The sequence below is a fragment of the Murimonas intestini genome (assembly GCF_024622195.1).
GTDB classification, from domain to species: Bacteria; Bacillota; Clostridia; order Lachnospirales; family Lachnospiraceae; genus Murimonas; species Murimonas intestini.
Genome location: NZ_JANKBI010000002.1, coordinates 89,078 through 107,802, shown reverse-complemented (window position 1 = coordinate 107,802; position 18,725 = coordinate 89,078). Strand labels below are relative to the sequence as shown.

Below are 18,725 nucleotides of genomic sequence, written 5' to 3'. Positions count from 1 at the left end.
TCGGCTCAATTAATTTATTTTATGAAATGATATAATGTAAACACCGCCGAGGTCCTTTCAAGCCTGACGAGAATATACACCCATCCTTTAGCGAAGGAATGGATTTTCTGTACGCCTGTACCATATTCAGTCATAGGAGGCCATAAAATGTCTTTTGATTATATTAAGGAAAAGAAGATTCTTCTTGTTGATGATGAACCTGACATATTAGAAATGTTAATATCCATATTAAAAGAGGACGGTTACTCTAAAATAGAGACGGCCGCCACTGCGGCAGAAGCCTTCCGCCTCTGCCGCAGCCATCAGCCGCAGATTGCCGTCCTGGATGTGATGCTTCCGGATGAAGATGGATTTTCTTTATTTGGAAGGATACGCGAGTTTTCAGATCTTCCTGTTTTATTTCTTACCGCCCGAGGTGAAGATGACGATAAGTTCAAAGGCCTTGGGCTGGGGGCTGACGACTATATGGTCAAGCCCTTCCTTCCACTGGAACTGACGCTCCGCATCAGTGCTATTTTACGCAGATGCTACAAAAATGAGGCCGCTTACGTCACTTTGGACGCGTGCAGCATAGATTTCACCCGGGCCGAAATAATAAAAGGCCAGGATATCATCGCACTCACAGCTAAAGAGCATGAGCTTCTAAGTGTGCTGTCCAGGAATGCCGGGCGAATAGTTACTATAGATATGCTCTGTGAGGCACTCTGGGGAGATAATCCCTTCGGATACGAGAATTCTCTGATGGCCCATATCAGAAGGATACGCGAAAAGATAGAAGCCAACCCATCCAGGCCTGTTTCTCTTGTCACTGTAAAAGGCCTGGGGTACAGGCTCATTACTAAGGAGGTTCCCCGATGAAAAGTATTCCAAAACTCATACGGCGTTTTTTCGGCGTACTGATGTTTTCTCTTTTTCTCATGGTATTTCTGAACCTGGCCCTTCTTATCATTTTTTCATACAAACAGATAGGAAATGGCAGCGCCTGGACTTGTGCCGATACTGTCTCTTTCTCACTCACTGCCGGCAGTGACCATCAGTATATCCTCTCACAAGACGGAATGGATGCACTCAGGCAGAAAAACGCCTGGGCGATCCTGATAGATAACCAGGATATGAAGGTAGTCTGGCACAGCGAGAATCTCCCTTCAGATATCCCGCTGCAATACGATCTGGGCTGGATCTCCCTGCTGACAAGAGGGTATCTGAATGATTACCCCACTGCCACCAGCGAACACACCGATGGGCTTATAGTCCTGGGATTTCCTAAAAAAAGCTACTGGAAACTCATGTGGAATACATTCGATTATCAGATGATCGCCCACATGCCGCAGACGATTCTTATATTTTTGTTTTTAAATCTGCTGCTCCTCCTTATTATTTATCTGACCGTTACCTTCCGGCTGCTGCGCTCTGTCCGTCCCATAGTGGATGGGGTCGAGAGACTGCCAGGTGATGAGGAGGTTTATGTTAAGGAAAAGGGGCTGTTCTCCGGCATCGCACAGGCCATCAACAAGACTGCCGAGAAACTGAAGCATCAGGAATATGAATTAAAGAAGCAGGAACAGGCAAGAGCAAACTGGATATCAGGAGTTTCCCATGATATCCGAACCCCTCTGTCTATGGTAATGGGGTACGCAGGCCAGCTGGAGACCAGTCCTTTCCTTTCCCCGGAAGACCAGAAAAAGGCTGCCGTCATACGCCAGCAGAGCATGCGGATGAAAAATCTGATCAATGACCTCAATCTCGCATCTAAGCTGGAATATAACATGCAGCCTCTAAATCTTATCCCTATTAATTTGACAGGGCTCATACGGCAAACTATAGTTGATTTTCTGAACATGGACCTGGACGGAAAATATCCTATTGAATTGCTCACAGATGACTCCATTTCCGTCTGCATGGTCACAGGCGATAAATCTCTGCTTAAGAGAGCGGTATCAAATCTGATCATCAATGCCCAGGTCCACAACCCGAAAGGATGCCGTATCTTTATCTGCATAAATCTTCTGAAGGACAGTTGTTCCGTCAGCGTGGAGGATGATGGAGAAGGAATCTCTGATGAACAGTTAGAACGTCTGGTCAAAACACCTCATTATATGATGTGCGGAAACAGCACATCAGACCAGAGGCATGGCCTCGGCCTCATGATCGTGCGCCAGATCGCGGAAGTTCACGGTGGGAGCCTGGACCTTATGCACAGTACACACGGAGGATTTTGTGCGGTGATTTATCTTCCGCTTATATCCGTTGAATAATACAGCCCGGAAGCTTTTGTCCGCACACCACTATTATTTATGCCAGCGTATCAAAATACCTCTCATTAAACCGCATGGCTATCCCCACGGCTGAAGCTTCCCTCTCATACCGGCAGGTGCGCAGATAAGTAGTATCATTATCAAAAGGATCATATTTCACTGCTTTCTTATTAAGTTCTCTGATATACTTTTTCAGATACCCGCCCACATAGCCGCCTAAAATAATATCGCAGTCAAACACCATGCGCAGGTTTGTTACAAGCACAGCCAGATCCTCAAGGTACTTCTCCCAGATTTTCCCTGCGCCCTCCTCCCTGGCCTGCAGCAGTTCAAAAAATTTATCAAGGCTCCCGTCTGCATATCCGGACAGTACTCTGGCAGAGCAATATACATCTGCGCAGCCCTTTTTCCCGCAATAACATTTAGCGCCGTTTCTTACAAGATTCATATGTCCGAATTCAGCGCTCCTGTAGTGCTCTCCCATATATATCCTCTGATTAATATAGATGCAGCCGCCCACAGTGTCACTGAGCGAGACATAGACGGCATCCCTGCCGCTGTCTGCAAATTCCGCGATTGCGGCGCTGTTCGCATCATTTTCATAATACACGTCATATTCGAACAGCTGGCTTAGATTTTTCAGGCTCACATTACTCACCTTAAGAACATGTGAAGTAATGATCAGCTGATTCTGAGAATCTATGATTCCCGGAACTGAAATACCCACCCCAAGAATTTTACTGCTCTTTATCCCGCTCTCTTTCAGAAAAGAGGCAAAGCCTTCGTGCAGTCTTTCATAATATTCAAACGAATTTTCATAGGGCATACGTATCCTTTTCCGGCACAGCAAATTGCCTTTTAAATCAATAAATACGTAGCTGATATGATTCCGGGTGATATCAATCCCCCCTGAATACAGAATATGATCCGCGATCGACAGGCCTTTTGCCTTCCTCCCGCCTGTGGACTGATATTCATTCCCATCTGTTATAATACCAAGCTGCATAAGTTCTTTTACATTTTTAAATACAGTAGGCATACTCAGATCCAGCCTTGCAGCTATCTCAGCTTTTGATATTTCTCCATGGGCCAGGATACATTTTGCTATCCTGACTTTATTTGGCTTCCTGCTTTCTTCTCCACTCACAGCTGATTCATTACCTTCCTTTCATAAAACGCTATATAAAAGCATTTTATACTAACAGCCTGGTTTTTGCAAGGAAGACGCCTTTATTTGTGTAAAACCTCACCCTGGTCGTTACTGTTCACTCCGTGACCAGTAACACGCTCCGCGATGCACAGAAACGGCAAAAACCGCCGTTTCGCGCTGCAAACCTCGGGATTTTCGTGCAAATACGCACGAAAACACCTCGCGGGATGGTGACGTGTGAACAGCAACCCCTGGTCCTTCCTAAATCCTCCCTTCAAATCAAAAGAGACGTTGCGTAAAAATGGAAACTTCCTCTGAAAAAGGCCCCCTTTAGCAAAAAATTGAAATATCAAAATTTTGCTGAAAAGGAGCCTTCATATTCCTGCCTGGTATCCTAAATTATATGGGCAGATATCCCTGGATTTATGGCACTTAATCCTCCAATTACTCTTTTCCTCACCAAATGCATAATTCCAACAGTCCATCTGCTTTACTTCGCAGTCTTCCAACGCATTGACAGGACATGCTTCAACACATAAATTACAGTCATTACAAATTCTTTCTTTCATTTTGTCAGGTTCAAGTTCAAGCTCTGTCAAAACAGCACCCAACCATACCATACTTCCAAATTCAGGTGTAATAAGAAGGGAATGCCTTCCGATAGTTCCCAGCCCCGCCGCCTCTGCTGCATGTTTTTGTGAAATAATGCATCTGTACCGCCCGGTGTTTTCATCAAATTCTTCTTCATTTGCGGGTATCGGTACTGATAAAAAACCTTCCTCTTCCATATATATACATAAATCAAGGGCCATAGCGTCTAATTTTGATGTCAGCGAATTCCGGACACGTGTATATGGTACTGGTGATTTACATACAAGTGTACCTGCCGGGAACCCGCACGCAAATGAAATCACAGACCTGCAGGAAGGCATAACATCTAATGGATTGTATCCCTCTGGGGCACTTTCAAACCTTGATATTTGCAATTCCACATAAATCAGCCCCTAACTCGTACAATTTTTTCTTTACTTGTCTGCTGTCCATTGTCTCTCCTGTCTTCACTCTGTTACTGTCATCGTTAAACAAACTCCAACCACTCATGAACCTTATTGAGGCTCACATTCACTGCCCGTGCTATATCAATATCTTTCATCCCCATAGCATGAAGATTCCGTGCCACTTCTCTTTTACTTTGTTCCTCTCCCTGTTCTAATCCCTGCTCTATCCCTTGTTCATAAATTTTTTCAGCTACTTCACACATGATATCGTAACCTCCTTTTTCGCGTTTAATGAAATGTACACGCTTTGATTTCAAAATAAAAACACCCCAGGCAGGTTTTATCATTTCTTTTCCTGCCTGGGGCAACAACTCATTCAACGGCTATTTTAACCAGCCTCTTATTTAGTCATTTACTTCTAAACAACACCCTGAGCAATCATAGCGTCCACGACCTTCTCAAATCCTGCTATGTTAGCTCCTACTACATAGTTTCCTTCAAAACCATATTTCTTAGCTGCCGCATCCATGTTATGGCAGATATTTACCATGATTCCCTGGAGCTTCTCATCTACTTCTTCAAATGACCAGCTCAGACGCTCGCTGTTCTGGGACATCTCAAGAGCAGATGTGGCAACTCCGCCTGCATTTGCTGCTTTTCCTGGAGCAAAGATAACGCCGTTAGCCTGAAGATATTCCGTAGCTTCCAGAGTAGTAGGCATATTAGCTCCTTCGCATACAGCTATACAGCCATTTTCAACCAGAGCCCTGGCATCCTCGATAAGCAGCTCATTCTGTGTGGCACATGGAAGAGCCAGGTCTGTCTTGATGCTCCAAACTCCGCGTCCCTCATGATACTCTGAATTTGGCCTGTAATTCTTGTATTCTGTCAGCCTTGCGCGTTTAACTTCTTTGATTTCCTTTAATGCATCCAGGTCGATTCCTTCCGGATCATATACCCAGCCTGTAGAATCGCTGCAGGTAACTACCTTAGCGCCCATCTGATGTGCTTTTTCAATAGCGTAGATAGCTACGTTTCCTGAACCTGAAACTGCTGCAGTCATACCCTTGATATCTTTTCCGTTTATCTTAAGCAGTTCTTTTGTGAGATATAATAAACCATACCCTGTTGCCTGAGTCCTTGCCAGGGATCCGCCGTATGTTAATCCTTTTCCTGTAAGTACGCCTTCATAGACACCACGGATTCTCTTATACTGGCCGAACATGTAACCTATCTCTCTGGCTCCTGTTCCGATATCACCTGCCGGCACGTCTGTATCAGCTCCAATATATTTACACAGCTCTGTCATGAAGCTCTGGCAGAATGCCATAACCTCCCTGTCTGATTTACCCTTGGGATCAAAGTCAGAACCACCTTTTCCTCCGCCGATTGGAAGACCTGTCAGAGAGTTTTTGAATATCTGCTCAAATCCCAGGAATTTAATGATCCCCAGGTTTACGGACGGATGAAGGCGAAGGCCTCCCTTGTAAGGTCCGATAGCACTATTGAACTGTACACGGTATCCTGTATTAACCTGAACCTGTCCTTTGTCATCTACCCACGGAACGCGGAACTTAATCTGTCTCTCCGGCTCAACAAGTCTTTCAAGGACTGCTTCTTTACGGTACTTCTCTTCGTTTGCTTCCACTACGACCCGCAGTGACTCCAGAACTTCTTTTACTGCCTGATGGAATTCCGGTTCTGCAGGATTCTTCTGGATTACCCGCTCAATTACCTCATCTACATATGACATGTCTTTTCCTCCTGTTTGCTCTAACTTAATTTCCATTTTATATTATATAACGACATAATTAATTTTGCAACGTTAACATGCCAAAGTGCTTTTCTATTTTTTTCAAATGTTAGTTGACAAATTTGTAAAATATGTATATCATTGTATTAAGTTAATAATACAATGATACATTTATTCTAAAGAACCGGAGGTGAAGGAATGGCATGGGCACTGGATTCCGAAAGGCCTATCTATACACAGATTCTGGAACGTATCCAAATAGACATTATATCAGGCACCTACAAACCAGGTGAAAAACTGCCCTCCGTCCGGGATCTTGCGGCTGAAGCTGCTGTCAATCCCAACACAATGCAGAAGGCCTTATCTGAACTGGAGCGCACGGGCCTTGTATATGCACAGCGGACCAGCGGGCGCTACATTACAGAAGACGTGGATTTGATTCAGGATATGAAAAAAGAAATCGCTGAATCCCAAATACGTGATTTTTTAGAGAAAATGTCACGCCTGGGCTTAAATAAAGAAGATACACTTAAATTGATGGAGATTCTGGCGAAGGAGGAAGATACGTGAGCGTAATACTGGAATGCAAAAACCTTACAAAGGTCTTCGGCCCCAAGACAGCCCTCTACGGACTGAACCTTTCTTTGGAAAGCGGACGCATTATCGGTCTGTTAGGACCTAACGGAAGCGGGAAGACTACACTCATCAAGATGATAAACGGCCTGATCAGCCCCACTGAGGGCGAGGTTCTGATCGACGGCATAAAGCCCGGAGTGGATACTAAAAAAATCGTCTCCTATCTGCCTGAACGTTCCTATTTAAACAGACACATACGGGTGGCGCAGGCTGTAGAGCTGTTTTCAGACTTTTATGAGGATTTTGACAGGGGACGGGCCTATGATATGCTGGCAAGGCTCCACATTGAAAGAAATGAAAAGCTGAGCACCATGTCAAAGGGCACACGCGAAAAGGTACATCTGGTACTGGTAATGAGCCGCAGAGCCAGGCTGTACTGCCTGGATGAGCCAATTGCAGGTGTGGACCCTGCCGCCAGGGATTTCATACTTTCTACTATTATAAATAACTACGATGAGAATGCCACGATCCTGATATCAACACATCTGATATCAGATATCGAGAATATTCTGGATGAAGTCATTTTTCTGGAATACGGCCAGCTCCGGATGTTCTCTTCCGTGGACGATATCCGGTTTAATCAGGGTAAATCTGTAGATACCTTATTCAGGGAGGTATTTAAATGTTAGGAAAACTGCTAAAATATGAATGGGCCGCCACATACAGGCTGCTGCTTATGATCCATGGCGCCATGATTTTCCTTGCCCTTTTGGGCAGGTTTATATTCACCATGTTTGTATCTGCTGAAGTCCCGTTCAGCCTGTTTGCAGGAGGGGCATATGTATTCATTTATGTTTTGGGGATCGTATCAGTCTCCATATCAACCACCATCTATCTGCTGATGAGGTTTTACAAGAATCTCTTCACTGACGAGGGTTACCTGATGCATACCCTGCCCGTGAACCCGGGCCAGCTGATCTGGACAAAATTTATAATATTTTATATATGGTGCTTTATAGATGTTGCAGTACTGATCGGATGTCTTGCTCTATTCCTGCTGACTCCCCACTCTGCTGTCATCTTCCAAAATTACTTTTCAGAAATTTCCGCAGCCATGGTATCTGAATTTGACGGGTCCAGTGTGAAGTGTATTGCTTATCTGTCGCTTCTCATACCGCTTTCCACAGCAGTCCAGATACTTATGATGTATTTTTCCATAACTCTGGGAAGCCTTATGGCAAAGCACAAGGTACTTGCCGCATTCGGTTCATACATGGCGATCCTTGCCGGTTCGTCCACTGTGAATATGATAATAACAACCATTTTCTGGAAGGATTATTTTAAAGTATTGACTGATGCGGCCATGGTAGGAAATTATTACACATTTGCAGGGCTCAATGCCACATTTATACCAAGCCTTATTACACAGGTTATTCTGGGTGCAGTCTTATTTAAAGCCACCCACTATATCATATCAAAGCATTTAAATTTAGAGTAAAATTCATGGAGGAGAAAAATGAGTTTAAGAGTTGAACACATTGTCAAAACTTTCGGCACAAAGACGGCCGTAAATGACTTGTCTTTTGCTATGGATGAGCCGGGCATCTTTGGTCTCATCGGCACAAACGGAGCCGGAAAGACCACCACAATACGCTGTATCCTCGGAATTATGACGCCGGACAGCGGGACTGCTTCCTGGAACGGCAGCCGCATCACCCGCGACAGCTTAAGCTTTGGCTATATGCCTGAAGAGCGGGGTATCTATATGAAAACTAAGGTACTTGAACAGCTGATCTATTTTGGGATGCTCCGGGGCATGAGCAAGCATTCCGCCAAGCAGAATGCACTGAAATATCTCGAAAAGCTGCAGATCCTTGAATATAAAGATTCTCCTGCTGAGAAGCTTTCAAAAGGAAACCAGCAGAAGGTCCAGCTGATCTCCACACTGATCCATGAGCCGGATCTCATCTTTCTGGATGAGCCGTTCAGCGGCCTGGATCCGCTGAATGCAGAAGTCCTCCGTGACCTTCTTGTGGAACTTAAGAATCTTGGCAAATATATCGTAATGTCCAGCCACCAGATGGCTGTAGTTGAAGAATACTGCAAGGACCTGATCATCCTCACAAGGGGCAAGACAGTCCTAAGCGGCAATTTGAGCAGGATCAAGGCCGGCTACGGCCACACGAACCTCGTCGTTGGATGTCCCCAGGACATCAGCCAGATTGCGGCCAGGCATGATCTGAAGCTCCACGAACAGCGCGCCAATGAGACTGAATACAAGATCACAGGCGATGAGATGGCAAACGGATTTTTAAAAGATCTGCTCGATTCAGGGATCTATCCGGTCAAATTCGAAATAAAAGAACCGTCCCTTCAGGAAATCTTTATTGAAAAGGTAGGTGCAGAACAATGAAACAGATAATGACAATATGTAAATTTACATTTCTTGACGGACTGCGCAAAAAGGCTTTCATTATAACAACAGCAGTCATGCTGATCCTTGTTGTAGGCTTCTGCGGCGTGACAGCCCTTATAGGCTCGGGCAGCGGCTCTGATGAAACCGCACAGGAGGATACTGCCTCCCAGCCGTCAGCCTCAGAATATAGTTCCAAATGTTATTTTGCAGATGATACAGGAAAATTTGCTGACAGTACAGCGGCTCTGCAGAGTGCATTCCCAACTACAGAATTTATTGCCGCCACAGCCCAGGAAGCGGACGGCTATAAAGAATCTGTGGCAAATGACGGCAATATTTCCATTATACACATCATCGAACAGGATGGAAAACCGTTCATTCAGATCATTACTAAAGACTTTATGTCAGGGATCAGCACATCTGATGCTGCTGACGTACTTACTAAATCATATGTTTCAGATATCCTCTCCGATGCGGGAATGGATGCTGCTACTATCGGGCTGATCCAGGAGGAGCTTCCCTATTCTGTGGAAACTATGGGAGATATGAACCTGAGCGGCTTCGCCATCGGCGTACTGCTCACCATGCTGATTTTCTTTGCAGTTTACTACTATGGCTACGGTGTTGCCATGTCAATTGCTACAGAAAAGACATCCAGAGTTATGGAGACATTGATCGTATCAGCCAAACCATCCAGCATCCTCATCGGTAAATGTCTGGGCATGGGACTTTTAGGGCTTCTGCAGTTCGGCGGCCTGATCGCTGTCAGTGCAGTATCTTATATAACTCTTGTACCCGGTGATTTTACGATCATGGGCATGCCGCTCTCATTTTCAGCGTTCACACCTGCGACAGCTGTGCTGATCCTGCTTTACTTCATATTAGGATATATCCTCTATGCTGTCATGAACTCTGTCTGCGGCGCTACTGTCAGCAAGATAGAAGACATTAACTCTGCTATGATGCCTGTAGTCCTGATCTCCCTGGCTTCTTTTTACCTGGGCTACATGACTTCCATAACAGCCAGCGGAAGCAGTTCCATGCTTCAGAAGCTTGCCATTTACCTGCCGTTCTCTTCTCCATTTGCAGTGCCCTTCAAGCTGCTCAATGGTGATATACCGGCCTCGGATCTGGCAATATCAATTGGACTCATGATCGTTTTCATTATAGTAATCACTGCTGTGTCGATCCGTATTTACTCAGCCTCCGTACTCCACTACGGTAAAAAGCTGAAATTAAAGGATGCCTACAACAGCAAGATATAGGAGAAGCATATGCTTGAAATACAGAATCTGACAAAACGTTATAAGAAAACCCTGGCTGTTGACCAGGTGAGCTTTGTGGTTCCTGACGGACAGGTGGGAATACTGCTTGGTCCCAATGGCGCCGGCAAATCCACCATCATCAAAAGTATCGCTGGGCTGCTGCGCTATGAAGGCGGAATAGGAATCCAGGGAATGCAGGCTAAAAGCCTTGAGGCCAAGAAGATCTTTGGCTATGTTCCTGAGATTCCAGCTATGTTCGATGCACTCACAGTCAGAGAACATGTTGAATATATAAGAAGGGCATATTCTGCCTCCATCACAGATGAAGAGGTAGCCGCCCTGTTTGAACGCTATGAGCTTGACGATAAACTGGATAAGCTGGGAAATGAGCTTTCTAAAGGAATGATGCAGAAGGTGAGTATCTGCTGTGCCCTTGCCATCAAGCCAAAGGTCATTCTTTTTGATGAGCCTATGGTTGGACTGGATCCCAAAGCTATCAAAGAACTGAAGGAAACAATACTGGAACTGCGCGATTCCGGTACAACAGTACTTGTCAGCACCCACATGCTGGAAATGGTTAAAGATTTGTGGGACGTCATGTTTGTAATGGATAAGGGAAAGATCATAGCCTCTCTTACAAAGGAGGAAGCTGCCGACAGGGATATAGAAGAACTCTTCTTCGGCATCACAGAAAGAGAGGGCGATTAAATGGGCGGACTACGTTATTTATACCTGACTTCTATGAAAAACAGGATCAAAAGGGCCCTCCATAAGCCAGTCACCTATGTGTATCTCCTTATCGGGATTTTCTATATTGGATTTCTGGCGTCCGCGCTGGGTCCCATGCTCACACAGTGGGGTATGGATACCCCAAAGGGACTTGTCTTCATACTGTCCTTTGTATGCTGTTTTTTCACACCGGCCGGGCTTGCCTCCTATGCAAAGCGCAAGGGCATGCTGTTTCGGCCCAGTGATGTACACTTTGTATTCAGCTCACCAGTAAATCCCAAGACTGTGCTTGTCTATACACAGCTTAAGCAGTACCTGATGGGGTTCGTGCTGAACAGTGCACTTGCAATAATCGGAATTGTATTTTTTGAGATCGCCCCGTGGAAAATGGCTCTTTACTTCGTACTTGCATTTGTCGTTCAAAACATTCTGGAGAGCAGCCTTGTCGTTTTATTATATGGAAACGAACGGTTTTCAGATAATACCATGAAATGGGTGGCCAGAGGCCTTTATCTTCTGATTGCGGCCCTCCTCCTTTTTGCAGCATATCTGTTCTTTTTTGTGGAGCCGTCCTTCGCCGTACTGGGACTTTTCCTGGACCACCCCTTTGTACAGTGCATCCCCATCATAGGATGGAACATAGCTTTTATCAGGCTGCTCATCCTGGGTCCGACTACTGTCAATGTCATCTGCACCATCCTGTATCTTGTGAGCGCCTGCCTGCTTTTCGTCCTGGCTAAAAGAATGAAATGTACAGGAGCCTATTATGAGGATGCTATGAAGTTTGCTGATGATTATCAGGAGCTTCTCAACAAAAAGATGCAGGGAGAATCAGGCCGCCTGGGCAAAAAGCAGTCCTTCAAACAGGCAAGTGTAGAGTATAAGGGCGGAGGCGCCAAAGCCATCTTCTACCGCCAGCTTCTGGAATATAAGAAAAACAGGACATTTATATTCAGCTGGATGACTCTTGTAAATCTGGCTGTCAGCGGCTTTTTGATCTATGCTGTGGTGACAGGCAAAAAAGAGGGACTGGATATGACTGCACAGTATTTTCTGCTTCCGGGAGCTGCAGCCTATATAGCCTTTCTGTTTTCTGCCTATAAGACAAAATGGGCAAAAGAGCTGGAAAACCCGTACACCTACCTGATACCGGACACTCCATTCAGAAAGCTTTGGTACGCCACCCTGATGGAGCACATACGCGCTGTCATAGACGGGCTGGCGCTTATCCTGCCATTTGCCATTGCTGTGAAGATGTCGCCTGTACTCATCCTGCTGAACCTGCTGCTGTACGTCTGCCTGCTGGGCAACAAGCTGTATTTCAATGTGTTGAGCGAGGCTCTCCTTGGTGATGTGCTGGGAGCTACAGGCAAATCATTTCTCCGTATGTTCGGACAGATGATCGTCATATCCCTGGCTATTATCATTGCTGTCATCATATGGGCTCTCACTGAGAGTTACGAACTGGCCTTCTGCGGAATACTTGTATACATGATCATCATAACAGTACTTCTCGCAATAGGCGGATCCTTCTCATTCTCGAAGATGGAAACATTATAAAAAAAGGAACCACACTATAGGCACCAACAGGGAGGGCAGCATATTTACAGTTTTGCAGTCCTTAATTTTCAGTATGGACAGCCCGGAGCTGGCAATCAATATACCTCCTATAATGGAGATCTCAGTCATGAGTTCCGGTGTCAAAAAGCCTGACAGGAAACCTGCCCCCAGAAAGATGGCTCCCTGCCAGCAAAACAGGACTGCACCTGACAGGGCTATACCTATCCCATACGCACTTGCCAGAGTCATGGATGTGACAAAATCCAGCGTGGCATTCGTAAACAGGAAGGTATTGTCCCCGTGAAGGCTGCTCTCAATGGGGCCAAGTATTGACAGCGTGCCGAAGCAGAACAGCATGATTCCTGTAGACAGTCCCTGTCCCAGGTTTGTCCTGGAAAACCTGCCGGTAAAGCTGTTGAACCTGCCGTCCAGATCCAGCCATGTTCCCAGGAGGCTTCCAACTGCAAGGCTGATGATAAACAGAACAGGATATTTACTGTCCGGCATATTTCCCACCAGCGTGTTGATCCCCAGCGCTGTGGCTGCAAGTCCCATAGCATTAAAGAGCACCCCCTGGTATTTTTCATTGATCCCTTTCCTGACTGCGCTGCCTATGGCGCTTCCCGCCAGGATGGCGCCCGTATTTACTATTGTACCTATCATTTCTTACTCCTCATGGTATCTTATTATATAGAAGATACTGCCTTCTCTCTCATTAAATATCCATGACTCCTGGATTTCATATTCTCTTCTTTCCTTCAGGCAACGCTCCAGCACATCTGATTCCGGTGTGTACAGAAAGAGGTATGCGCCTTCCTTTAAAAGTTCTTTTGCCTTGTCCAGAAATGCACTGTACAGCTCCAGGATCTGCCCTTTGTCCTTTGTCCTTGTAACAGCCGGCAGGTCAGAAACAATCTCATCAAATAAATATTCGTGCTTAAAGCTCAGAATATCCCTGTTTATGAAGTTAATGACAGTCTCCGCCCTCCCGGCATTCTCCCTGCCCTTATCCACCGCCTCAGGATAAATGTCCACCCCGTAGAGAGGATTCGCCTTTTTAACAATATTCCTCTCAATGAGCATTGTCCCGACACCGCAGAACGGGTCCAGAACCTGCGCATCTTCCTTCATGTAAGGTTTGGCCAGCTGCATCATGACAGCTGCATTTACAGGCGATATAGAGGCTGCCAGAGCGTTCTGACGGTATTCGAACCTTCTGTCCTGATATGTATAGAGCTTCAGAAGCGGAATAAAGCCTCCCGCCTGCTTCTCCACAAGCCGGATCTCTATCTCATAGTCAGACGCATAATTGCAGAGGCTGCCATCTGTGTAATTCTCCAGAGCCGCAGCAAATTTGCGTATAAAATTCCCTTTCTTCTCCAGAGGCATTTTCCCCTTTAGTTCCACACGGAAATAAAAAGGCCCGTCCCCTTTGTGGTTCTCCTCCAGAAATGACAGCAGGCCTGACCTGGCCAGGATCCTGGCTGCCGCCTCAGGCTCCTTCTCCATTATTCTGGATGCGCCTTTTATTGGAAAAAGCATCTCTGTATATGTCCTGATATTAAACAGTTTCCGGATATTATCTGTCTCCAGGCGCACAGTCCCGCCATGTACGCCCGACTTGCCGCAGCTCTCATCCTCTTCTGCCTGAGCCAGAGTCAAAGCCCCAAAATTCCTGTTCGTCATAAGGATCACGTCAAAATGGTTATCATACCCTGTAAACCTGTGTTTCTCAGGCTTTTCAACGGAAAGGATCATGCTCCTGAGCACTGCATTTTCTTCCCTGACATGCTTAATATCACTTTCCTCCCACCGGGTTTCCTGATTCCTTTTGAGGCATCCCTTAAGCCTTGACACATAACCGGTATAGTCACAGTGTGCCATGGCCTTCAGATATTCCGCCCTGACAAAGAGCTGAGTCTCACTCTCATATGCTTTATACAGAAGCGGAAGGAGGTCATCGCACTCCATCTCCCCAAGAATAAGCGCCGCATTCTTTCTGGCCTTGGGATCAGCATCCTCCAGAAGCCTTGTAAATACTCCGAAGTCTCCCCCCAGCTTATACGCCAGAGCCCTCTTCTGTGCCGGATCTTTTATCTCCGAGCGCAGCGCTATCAGATTTTTTCTCACCTCGAAGCCTTTACTTATGTTTTCCAGTTCCTCTCTCATACATATACTCCTTTATGCCGTCTATGTTATAATAAGTTAGTCGTATTTTGCTATGTAATCTGCAACATCCTTTTTAAATTGTTCCCAGGCTTCCACATTTTCAACAAAGTATTTCGGGCAGTCTTTGCCTGTCACATCATAATGCCTGATGATGTCATCTGTATCCAGGCCGAATTTCTGGCTGAGCCAGGCCACCAGCTGGACTAACGATTTATATGTAGCATCAGTGAATTTGCCTGATTCATCCGGATGGCAGCATTCAATAGAAACTGTGTCGCTGTTCCTGTTGTTGGACGCATACGCCATCTCTGCTGTGGGTACACACTGTATGATTTCCCCCTCCAGGCCGATCACAAAATTACTGCTCACAGAGGTCTCCTGAGAATCCTTCAGGCTTTCAAAATAATCCCTGTTCTGCTGCGCTGTACTGCCGGGATTAGCCGTATAGTGCACTACGATGCCCCTGATCCTGTCTGTAGCTATACCAGGCCTGGAATTGGGATTTACAGTGAGCAGCTGAACATCGATATCGGGCCTGGGAACAGTTATATTCTCCTCACCCTGGTTCACAAAAGCCGGAGTATCTTTTTTTACTGCCACATTCCAGATAATAGACCCTACCGCTGCCACAAACAGAATTCCTGAGACAACAAATGTGACTCTGCGCATCAGCTGCCTCTTGCGCCTCCTTCTGGACATTTCAGCTCTCCTGCTCTGCTCTCTCTCACTCTGCCGCACACTGCTGCTGTTTTCCTTTTTTTCCTGGTTTTCCATACTTATCAGAACCTCTCTCCCCGTAATCCATCTATCGGGATCTGTAGAAAAACACCCCTGCAGGGCTTCCACCGTCCATACGCTGAAAGCTCCCTGCCGGGGCATTAAGTGTCTTCTTTATTCGTCTACACTGTAGTTTGGTGCTTCTTTTGTAATATGAATATCATGAGGATGCGACTCTTTTAAGGAAGCAGCAGTGATTTTTACAAATCTTCCGTTTTCCTTCAGCGCCTCCACTGTAGATGTCCCGCAGTAGCCCATTCCTGCCCTTAAACCGCCCATGAGCTGGAATACAGTGTCTTCTACGCTGCCTTTGTATGCAACACGACCTTCCACGCCTTCAGGTACAAGCTTCTTGGCATCTGCCTGGAAATAACGGTCTTTACTGCCGTTCTCCATAGCTGCAATAGATCCCATTCCGCGGTAGACCTTATATTTTCTTCCCTGATAGAGTTCAAATGTTCCCGGGCTCTCATCACAGCCTGCGAAGATGCTTCCCATCATACATACATTAGCTCCTGCTGCGATGGCTTTAGTCATATCACCTGAATACTTGATGCCTCCATCTGCAATAACAGGGATGCCATATTCCTTTGCCACCTCATAGCAGCTCATGACTGCTGTTATCTGAGGAACACCGATACCAGCCACGACACGAGTGGTACAGATAGAGCCTGGTCCGATACCTACTTTGATGGCGTCCACACCAGCTTCAATAAGATCTCTGGCTGCCTCGCCTGTAGCTATATTTCCTGCAACAACCTGAAGCTCAGGATATTTTTCTTTGATCATCTTCACACAATTGATGACATTCTTGGAATGGCCGTGAGCGCTGTCAAGCACTACCACATCCACATGTGCCTCCACAAGCGCTGATACGCGGTTCAGAACGTTTGCAGTGATCCCTACTGCTGCTCCGCAGAGAAGACGTCCCTGCTCGTCCTTTGCAGAGAGAGGATACTTGATCTGCTTCTCGATATCCTTAATGGTGATAAGTCCCTTCAAATTAAAGTCCTCATCCACGATAGGCAGTTTTTCTTTTCTCGCCTTAGCCAGAATCTTTTTGGCCTCTTCCAGGGTGATTCCCACTTTAGCAGTGATCAGGCCTTCTGAAGTCATAGATTCCTTGATCTTTTTAGAAAAATCTTCTTCAAACTTGAGATCACGGTTTGTGATGATTCCTACAAGCTTTCCATTCTCTGTGATCGGTACGCCTGAGATGCGGAACTTCGCCATCAGGTCATTGGCATCTGCCAGAGTATGTTCCGGGGATAAATAAAATGGGTCTGTAATAACACCGTTTTCTGAACGCTTAACTTTATCTACTTCGTCTGCCTGCGCCTCGATTGACATATTTTTGTGGATGATACCGATACCGCCCTGTCTCGCCATCGCGATCGCCATGCGATGCTCCGTTACAGTATCCATCCCGGCACTCATCATCGGAATGTTCAGTTTAATCTTCTTGGTCAGATGTGTTGTCAGATCCACCTGATTGGGAATGACTTCAGAATATGCCGGAACTAACAGCACGTCATCAAAAGTAATTCCTTCACCAATAATACTACCCATGATTTTTCTTCCTCTCTTCTATACTATTTTAATTTAGTTTCTCTAGTCTATCAGATAAAAAATCTGCTGTCAACCTGAAATTCCGACAAAAATTTATTCCTGGTTACAGTTCACCCTGTGAACAGCAACTAAAATTTTACATTGTTTTAACCTTTCTCGGGGCGATACGCCTCATATCATTTAAAATAATATTATTCGGCTCAAAGTAGATCATCTGCATGCCCTTCTCCCCGTTCAGGATAATGGCATAGATATCATGGTCTTCCTCGCCTGATGAATAATCCACGATCTTAATTCCCTTGTTATTCCTGTAATAGTCCAGCTCGTGGGATTTTAAAGGGGCCACCAGCTCTACCTTTTCCATCTCAATACTTGCAACTCTTTTTCTTTTTGTCTTTGACATGATCTTGTCCACATCCAGCTCGCCGTTCACATAGAGATATTCAAACTCCAGATCAAAGCTGGAAAGCTTAAAATAGCACAGGATGATCATTCCCACAAAGACCACGAGGGCCAGAGGCATGAATGTGAATCCCAGAAGCCCGGCAAATACCGTAGCCACAATCATCAGAACCTTTAAAATTTTCGCGCTTGCCGGTGTTTTTCTCTGTACCAGCAATTCTGTGTATAAATCGCTCATTTTTTTCCTCCTGCTGTTTCTTTATACATTTTATTTCTTATTATACCTGAAAATTTCTCATTAGTGAAGTAAATACTGCACAAATTTTACTGCATTTTCTCTATTTGCCGCGCTGACTGACACTGCCGCTATCACAGGTTCATACGGACAGAGGTCCACCAGTGCACCGCTTCTTTCAACCTCCACACCGTATGGCAGCTTCTCGCCGGCCGGTTCCTTTTCTGACTCAAGGCCGTCACGCATCTCATTCATATTCTCAGACTGTTCTTCTTCTGTATACTGTGCTTCCATCCTCAGCCCATCCTTATTCTGTTCCATCAGATCAGCCGGCAGAACATCCTCGAGATTCTCAAACATTCCCCGCTTTGCATAATATTCAAATACACTCTCCGGCATAAGCATTACATCCAGGCTTCCTGAACCTGACATGGCCATGATCTTTGTCATGCTGCTCATCGTATATGTGTCCATCTGTCCCGGGTCCATTGTCATGCTGGAATCGATTGAGACTTCTGTCCACTCATCCAGTGTGATGCCTGCATATTCTGCAAATCCATTGATCAGAGGCTCCTGTGATTCCTCATCAAAGCCCGCACCATTTAATATTGCTACGCTGAGAACCGTATCGATTTTGGAATTGTGCACCATCTGCGCAATAATTGTGATCACCAGGACTATGCCCAGGATAATTGCCATCAGAGGCTTATAATAGTCCCAGATGTACTGCAGTCTTGCTTTTCCCTTCAATACCTTCAGCTTTCTTATCTCTTCATGAAATCTCCCTTTTAAGCTCAAATCATCTGTGTTGCTCATCTGCGCTTTCTCCTATCGTCTGTTTTTACTGCCGGCCCCCTTAAGGCCATCCTCC

19 protein-coding genes are annotated in these 18,725 nt (G+C 45.7%); 9 read left to right on the top strand and 10 right to left on the bottom strand.

Features of this window, described 5'->3' with window-relative positions:
- The first annotated feature begins 147 nt into the window (after nucleotides 1-147).
- Together NSB28_RS04505 and NSB28_RS04500 are read left to right on the top strand one after the other, a co-directional pair.
- Nucleotides 148-858, top strand: coding sequence for a response regulator transcription factor (locus NSB28_RS04505; protein WP_109625376.1), 711 nt, complete (start codon nucleotides 148-150; stop codon nucleotides 856-858).
- Complete coding sequence (locus NSB28_RS04500; protein WP_109625375.1) at nucleotides 855-2,255, top strand: sensor histidine kinase; 1,401 nt, start codon at nucleotides 855-857, stop codon at nucleotides 2,253-2,255. The genes NSB28_RS04505 and NSB28_RS04500 overlap by 4 nt, the downstream gene beginning before the upstream one ends.
- A gap of 37 nt (nucleotides 2,256-2,292) precedes the next feature.
- Here NSB28_RS04500 and NSB28_RS04495 read toward each other — a convergent pair whose 3' ends face one another.
- The 4 genes from NSB28_RS04495 to gdhA form a co-directional block, all read right to left on the bottom strand.
- Nucleotides 2,293-3,402, bottom strand: coding sequence for an ROK family transcriptional regulator (locus NSB28_RS04495; protein WP_109625374.1), 1,110 nt, complete (start codon nucleotides 3,400-3,402; stop codon nucleotides 2,293-2,295).
- A 377-nt stretch (nucleotides 3,403-3,779) separates the two neighbouring features.
- The gene (locus NSB28_RS04490) at nucleotides 3,780-4,397 is read right to left on the bottom strand and encodes a 4Fe-4S binding protein (RefSeq protein WP_257497454.1); all 618 of its coding nucleotides are present in this window, start codon (nucleotides 4,395-4,397) and stop codon (nucleotides 3,780-3,782) included.
- Nucleotides 4,398-4,483: 86 nt separating this feature from the next.
- Entirely contained in the window at nucleotides 4,484-4,750 is a 267-nt protein-coding gene (locus NSB28_RS04485) for a hypothetical protein (protein ID WP_109625373.1), read from the bottom strand.
- A 71-nt stretch (nucleotides 4,751-4,821) separates the two neighbouring features.
- A complete protein-coding gene (gdhA, locus tag NSB28_RS04480) occupies nucleotides 4,822-6,156 on the bottom strand; it encodes an NADP-specific glutamate dehydrogenase (RefSeq protein ID WP_109625372.1) in 1,335 nt (444 codons plus the stop codon).
- Nucleotides 6,157-6,354: 198 nt separating this feature from the next.
- Between gdhA and NSB28_RS04475 the strand changes: the two genes are divergently transcribed.
- The 7 genes from NSB28_RS04475 to NSB28_RS04445 are packed head-to-tail and all read left to right on the top strand — an operon-like array spanning nucleotide 6,355 to nucleotide 12,702.
- Entirely contained in the window at nucleotides 6,355-6,726 is a 372-nt protein-coding gene (locus NSB28_RS04475; RefSeq protein ID WP_109625371.1) for a GntR family transcriptional regulator, read from the top strand.
- Entirely contained in the window at nucleotides 6,723-7,421 is a 699-nt protein-coding gene (locus NSB28_RS04470) for an ABC transporter ATP-binding protein (protein ID WP_109625370.1), read from the top strand. Before NSB28_RS04475 ends, NSB28_RS04470 begins: the two co-directional genes overlap by 4 nt.
- A complete protein-coding gene (locus NSB28_RS04465; RefSeq protein WP_109625369.1) occupies nucleotides 7,415-8,230 on the top strand; it encodes a hypothetical protein in 816 nt (271 codons plus the stop codon). The genes NSB28_RS04470 and NSB28_RS04465 overlap by 7 nt, the downstream gene beginning before the upstream one ends.
- A gap of 18 nt (nucleotides 8,231-8,248) precedes the next feature.
- Nucleotides 8,249-9,145, top strand: a complete 897-nt coding sequence (locus tag NSB28_RS04460; RefSeq protein ID WP_109625368.1) for an ABC transporter ATP-binding protein — start codon at nucleotides 8,249-8,251, stop codon at nucleotides 9,143-9,145.
- Nucleotides 9,142-10,413: an ABC transporter permease gene (locus tag NSB28_RS04455; RefSeq protein ID WP_109625367.1), complete on the top strand. Its 1,272-nt coding sequence runs from the start codon at nucleotides 9,142-9,144 to the stop codon at nucleotides 10,411-10,413. The genes NSB28_RS04460 and NSB28_RS04455 overlap by 4 nt, the downstream gene beginning before the upstream one ends.
- Before the next feature lie 9 nt (nucleotides 10,414-10,422).
- Nucleotides 10,423-11,121 carry an ABC transporter ATP-binding protein gene (locus NSB28_RS04450; RefSeq protein WP_109625366.1) on the top strand — a complete coding sequence of 233 codons (699 nt, stop codon included), beginning with the start codon at nucleotides 10,423-10,425 and terminating at the stop codon, nucleotides 11,119-11,121.
- Nucleotides 11,122-12,702 (top strand): putative ABC exporter domain-containing protein, encoded by a 1,581-nt coding sequence (locus tag NSB28_RS04445; RefSeq protein WP_109625365.1) that lies wholly within the window; start codon nucleotides 11,122-11,124, stop codon nucleotides 12,700-12,702. It begins immediately after the preceding gene.
- Here NSB28_RS04445 and NSB28_RS04440 read toward each other — a convergent pair.
- From NSB28_RS04440 to NSB28_RS04415, 6 genes are all read right to left on the bottom strand, one after another.
- Entirely contained in the window at nucleotides 12,697-13,365 is a 669-nt protein-coding gene (locus NSB28_RS04440) for a DUF554 domain-containing protein (protein ID WP_109625364.1), read from the bottom strand. The genes NSB28_RS04445 and NSB28_RS04440 overlap by 6 nt on opposite strands.
- 3 nt (nucleotides 13,366-13,368) lie before the next feature.
- Nucleotides 13,369-14,871, bottom strand: coding sequence for a methyltransferase domain-containing protein (locus NSB28_RS04435; RefSeq protein ID WP_109625363.1), 1,503 nt, complete (start codon nucleotides 14,869-14,871; stop codon nucleotides 13,369-13,371).
- Nucleotides 14,872-14,907: 36 nt separating this feature from the next.
- Entirely contained in the window at nucleotides 14,908-15,645 is a 738-nt protein-coding gene (locus NSB28_RS04430; protein WP_109625687.1) for a peptidoglycan recognition protein family protein, read from the bottom strand.
- A 117-nt stretch (nucleotides 15,646-15,762) separates the two neighbouring features.
- Nucleotides 15,763-17,217 carry an IMP dehydrogenase gene (gene guaB / locus NSB28_RS04425; protein ID WP_109625362.1) on the bottom strand — a complete coding sequence of 485 codons (1,455 nt, stop codon included), beginning with the start codon at nucleotides 17,215-17,217 and terminating at the stop codon, nucleotides 15,763-15,765.
- A 136-nt stretch (nucleotides 17,218-17,353) separates the two neighbouring features.
- On the bottom strand, nucleotides 17,354-17,857 hold the full coding sequence (locus NSB28_RS04420) for a DUF6106 family protein (protein WP_109625361.1): 504 nt from the start codon (nucleotides 17,855-17,857) through the stop codon (nucleotides 17,354-17,356).
- A 60-nt stretch (nucleotides 17,858-17,917) separates the two neighbouring features.
- Nucleotides 17,918-18,670, bottom strand: coding sequence for a type 2 periplasmic-binding domain-containing protein (locus NSB28_RS04415; RefSeq protein ID WP_109625360.1), 753 nt, complete (start codon nucleotides 18,668-18,670; stop codon nucleotides 17,918-17,920).
- Nucleotides 18,671-18,725 lie beyond the last annotated feature (55 nt).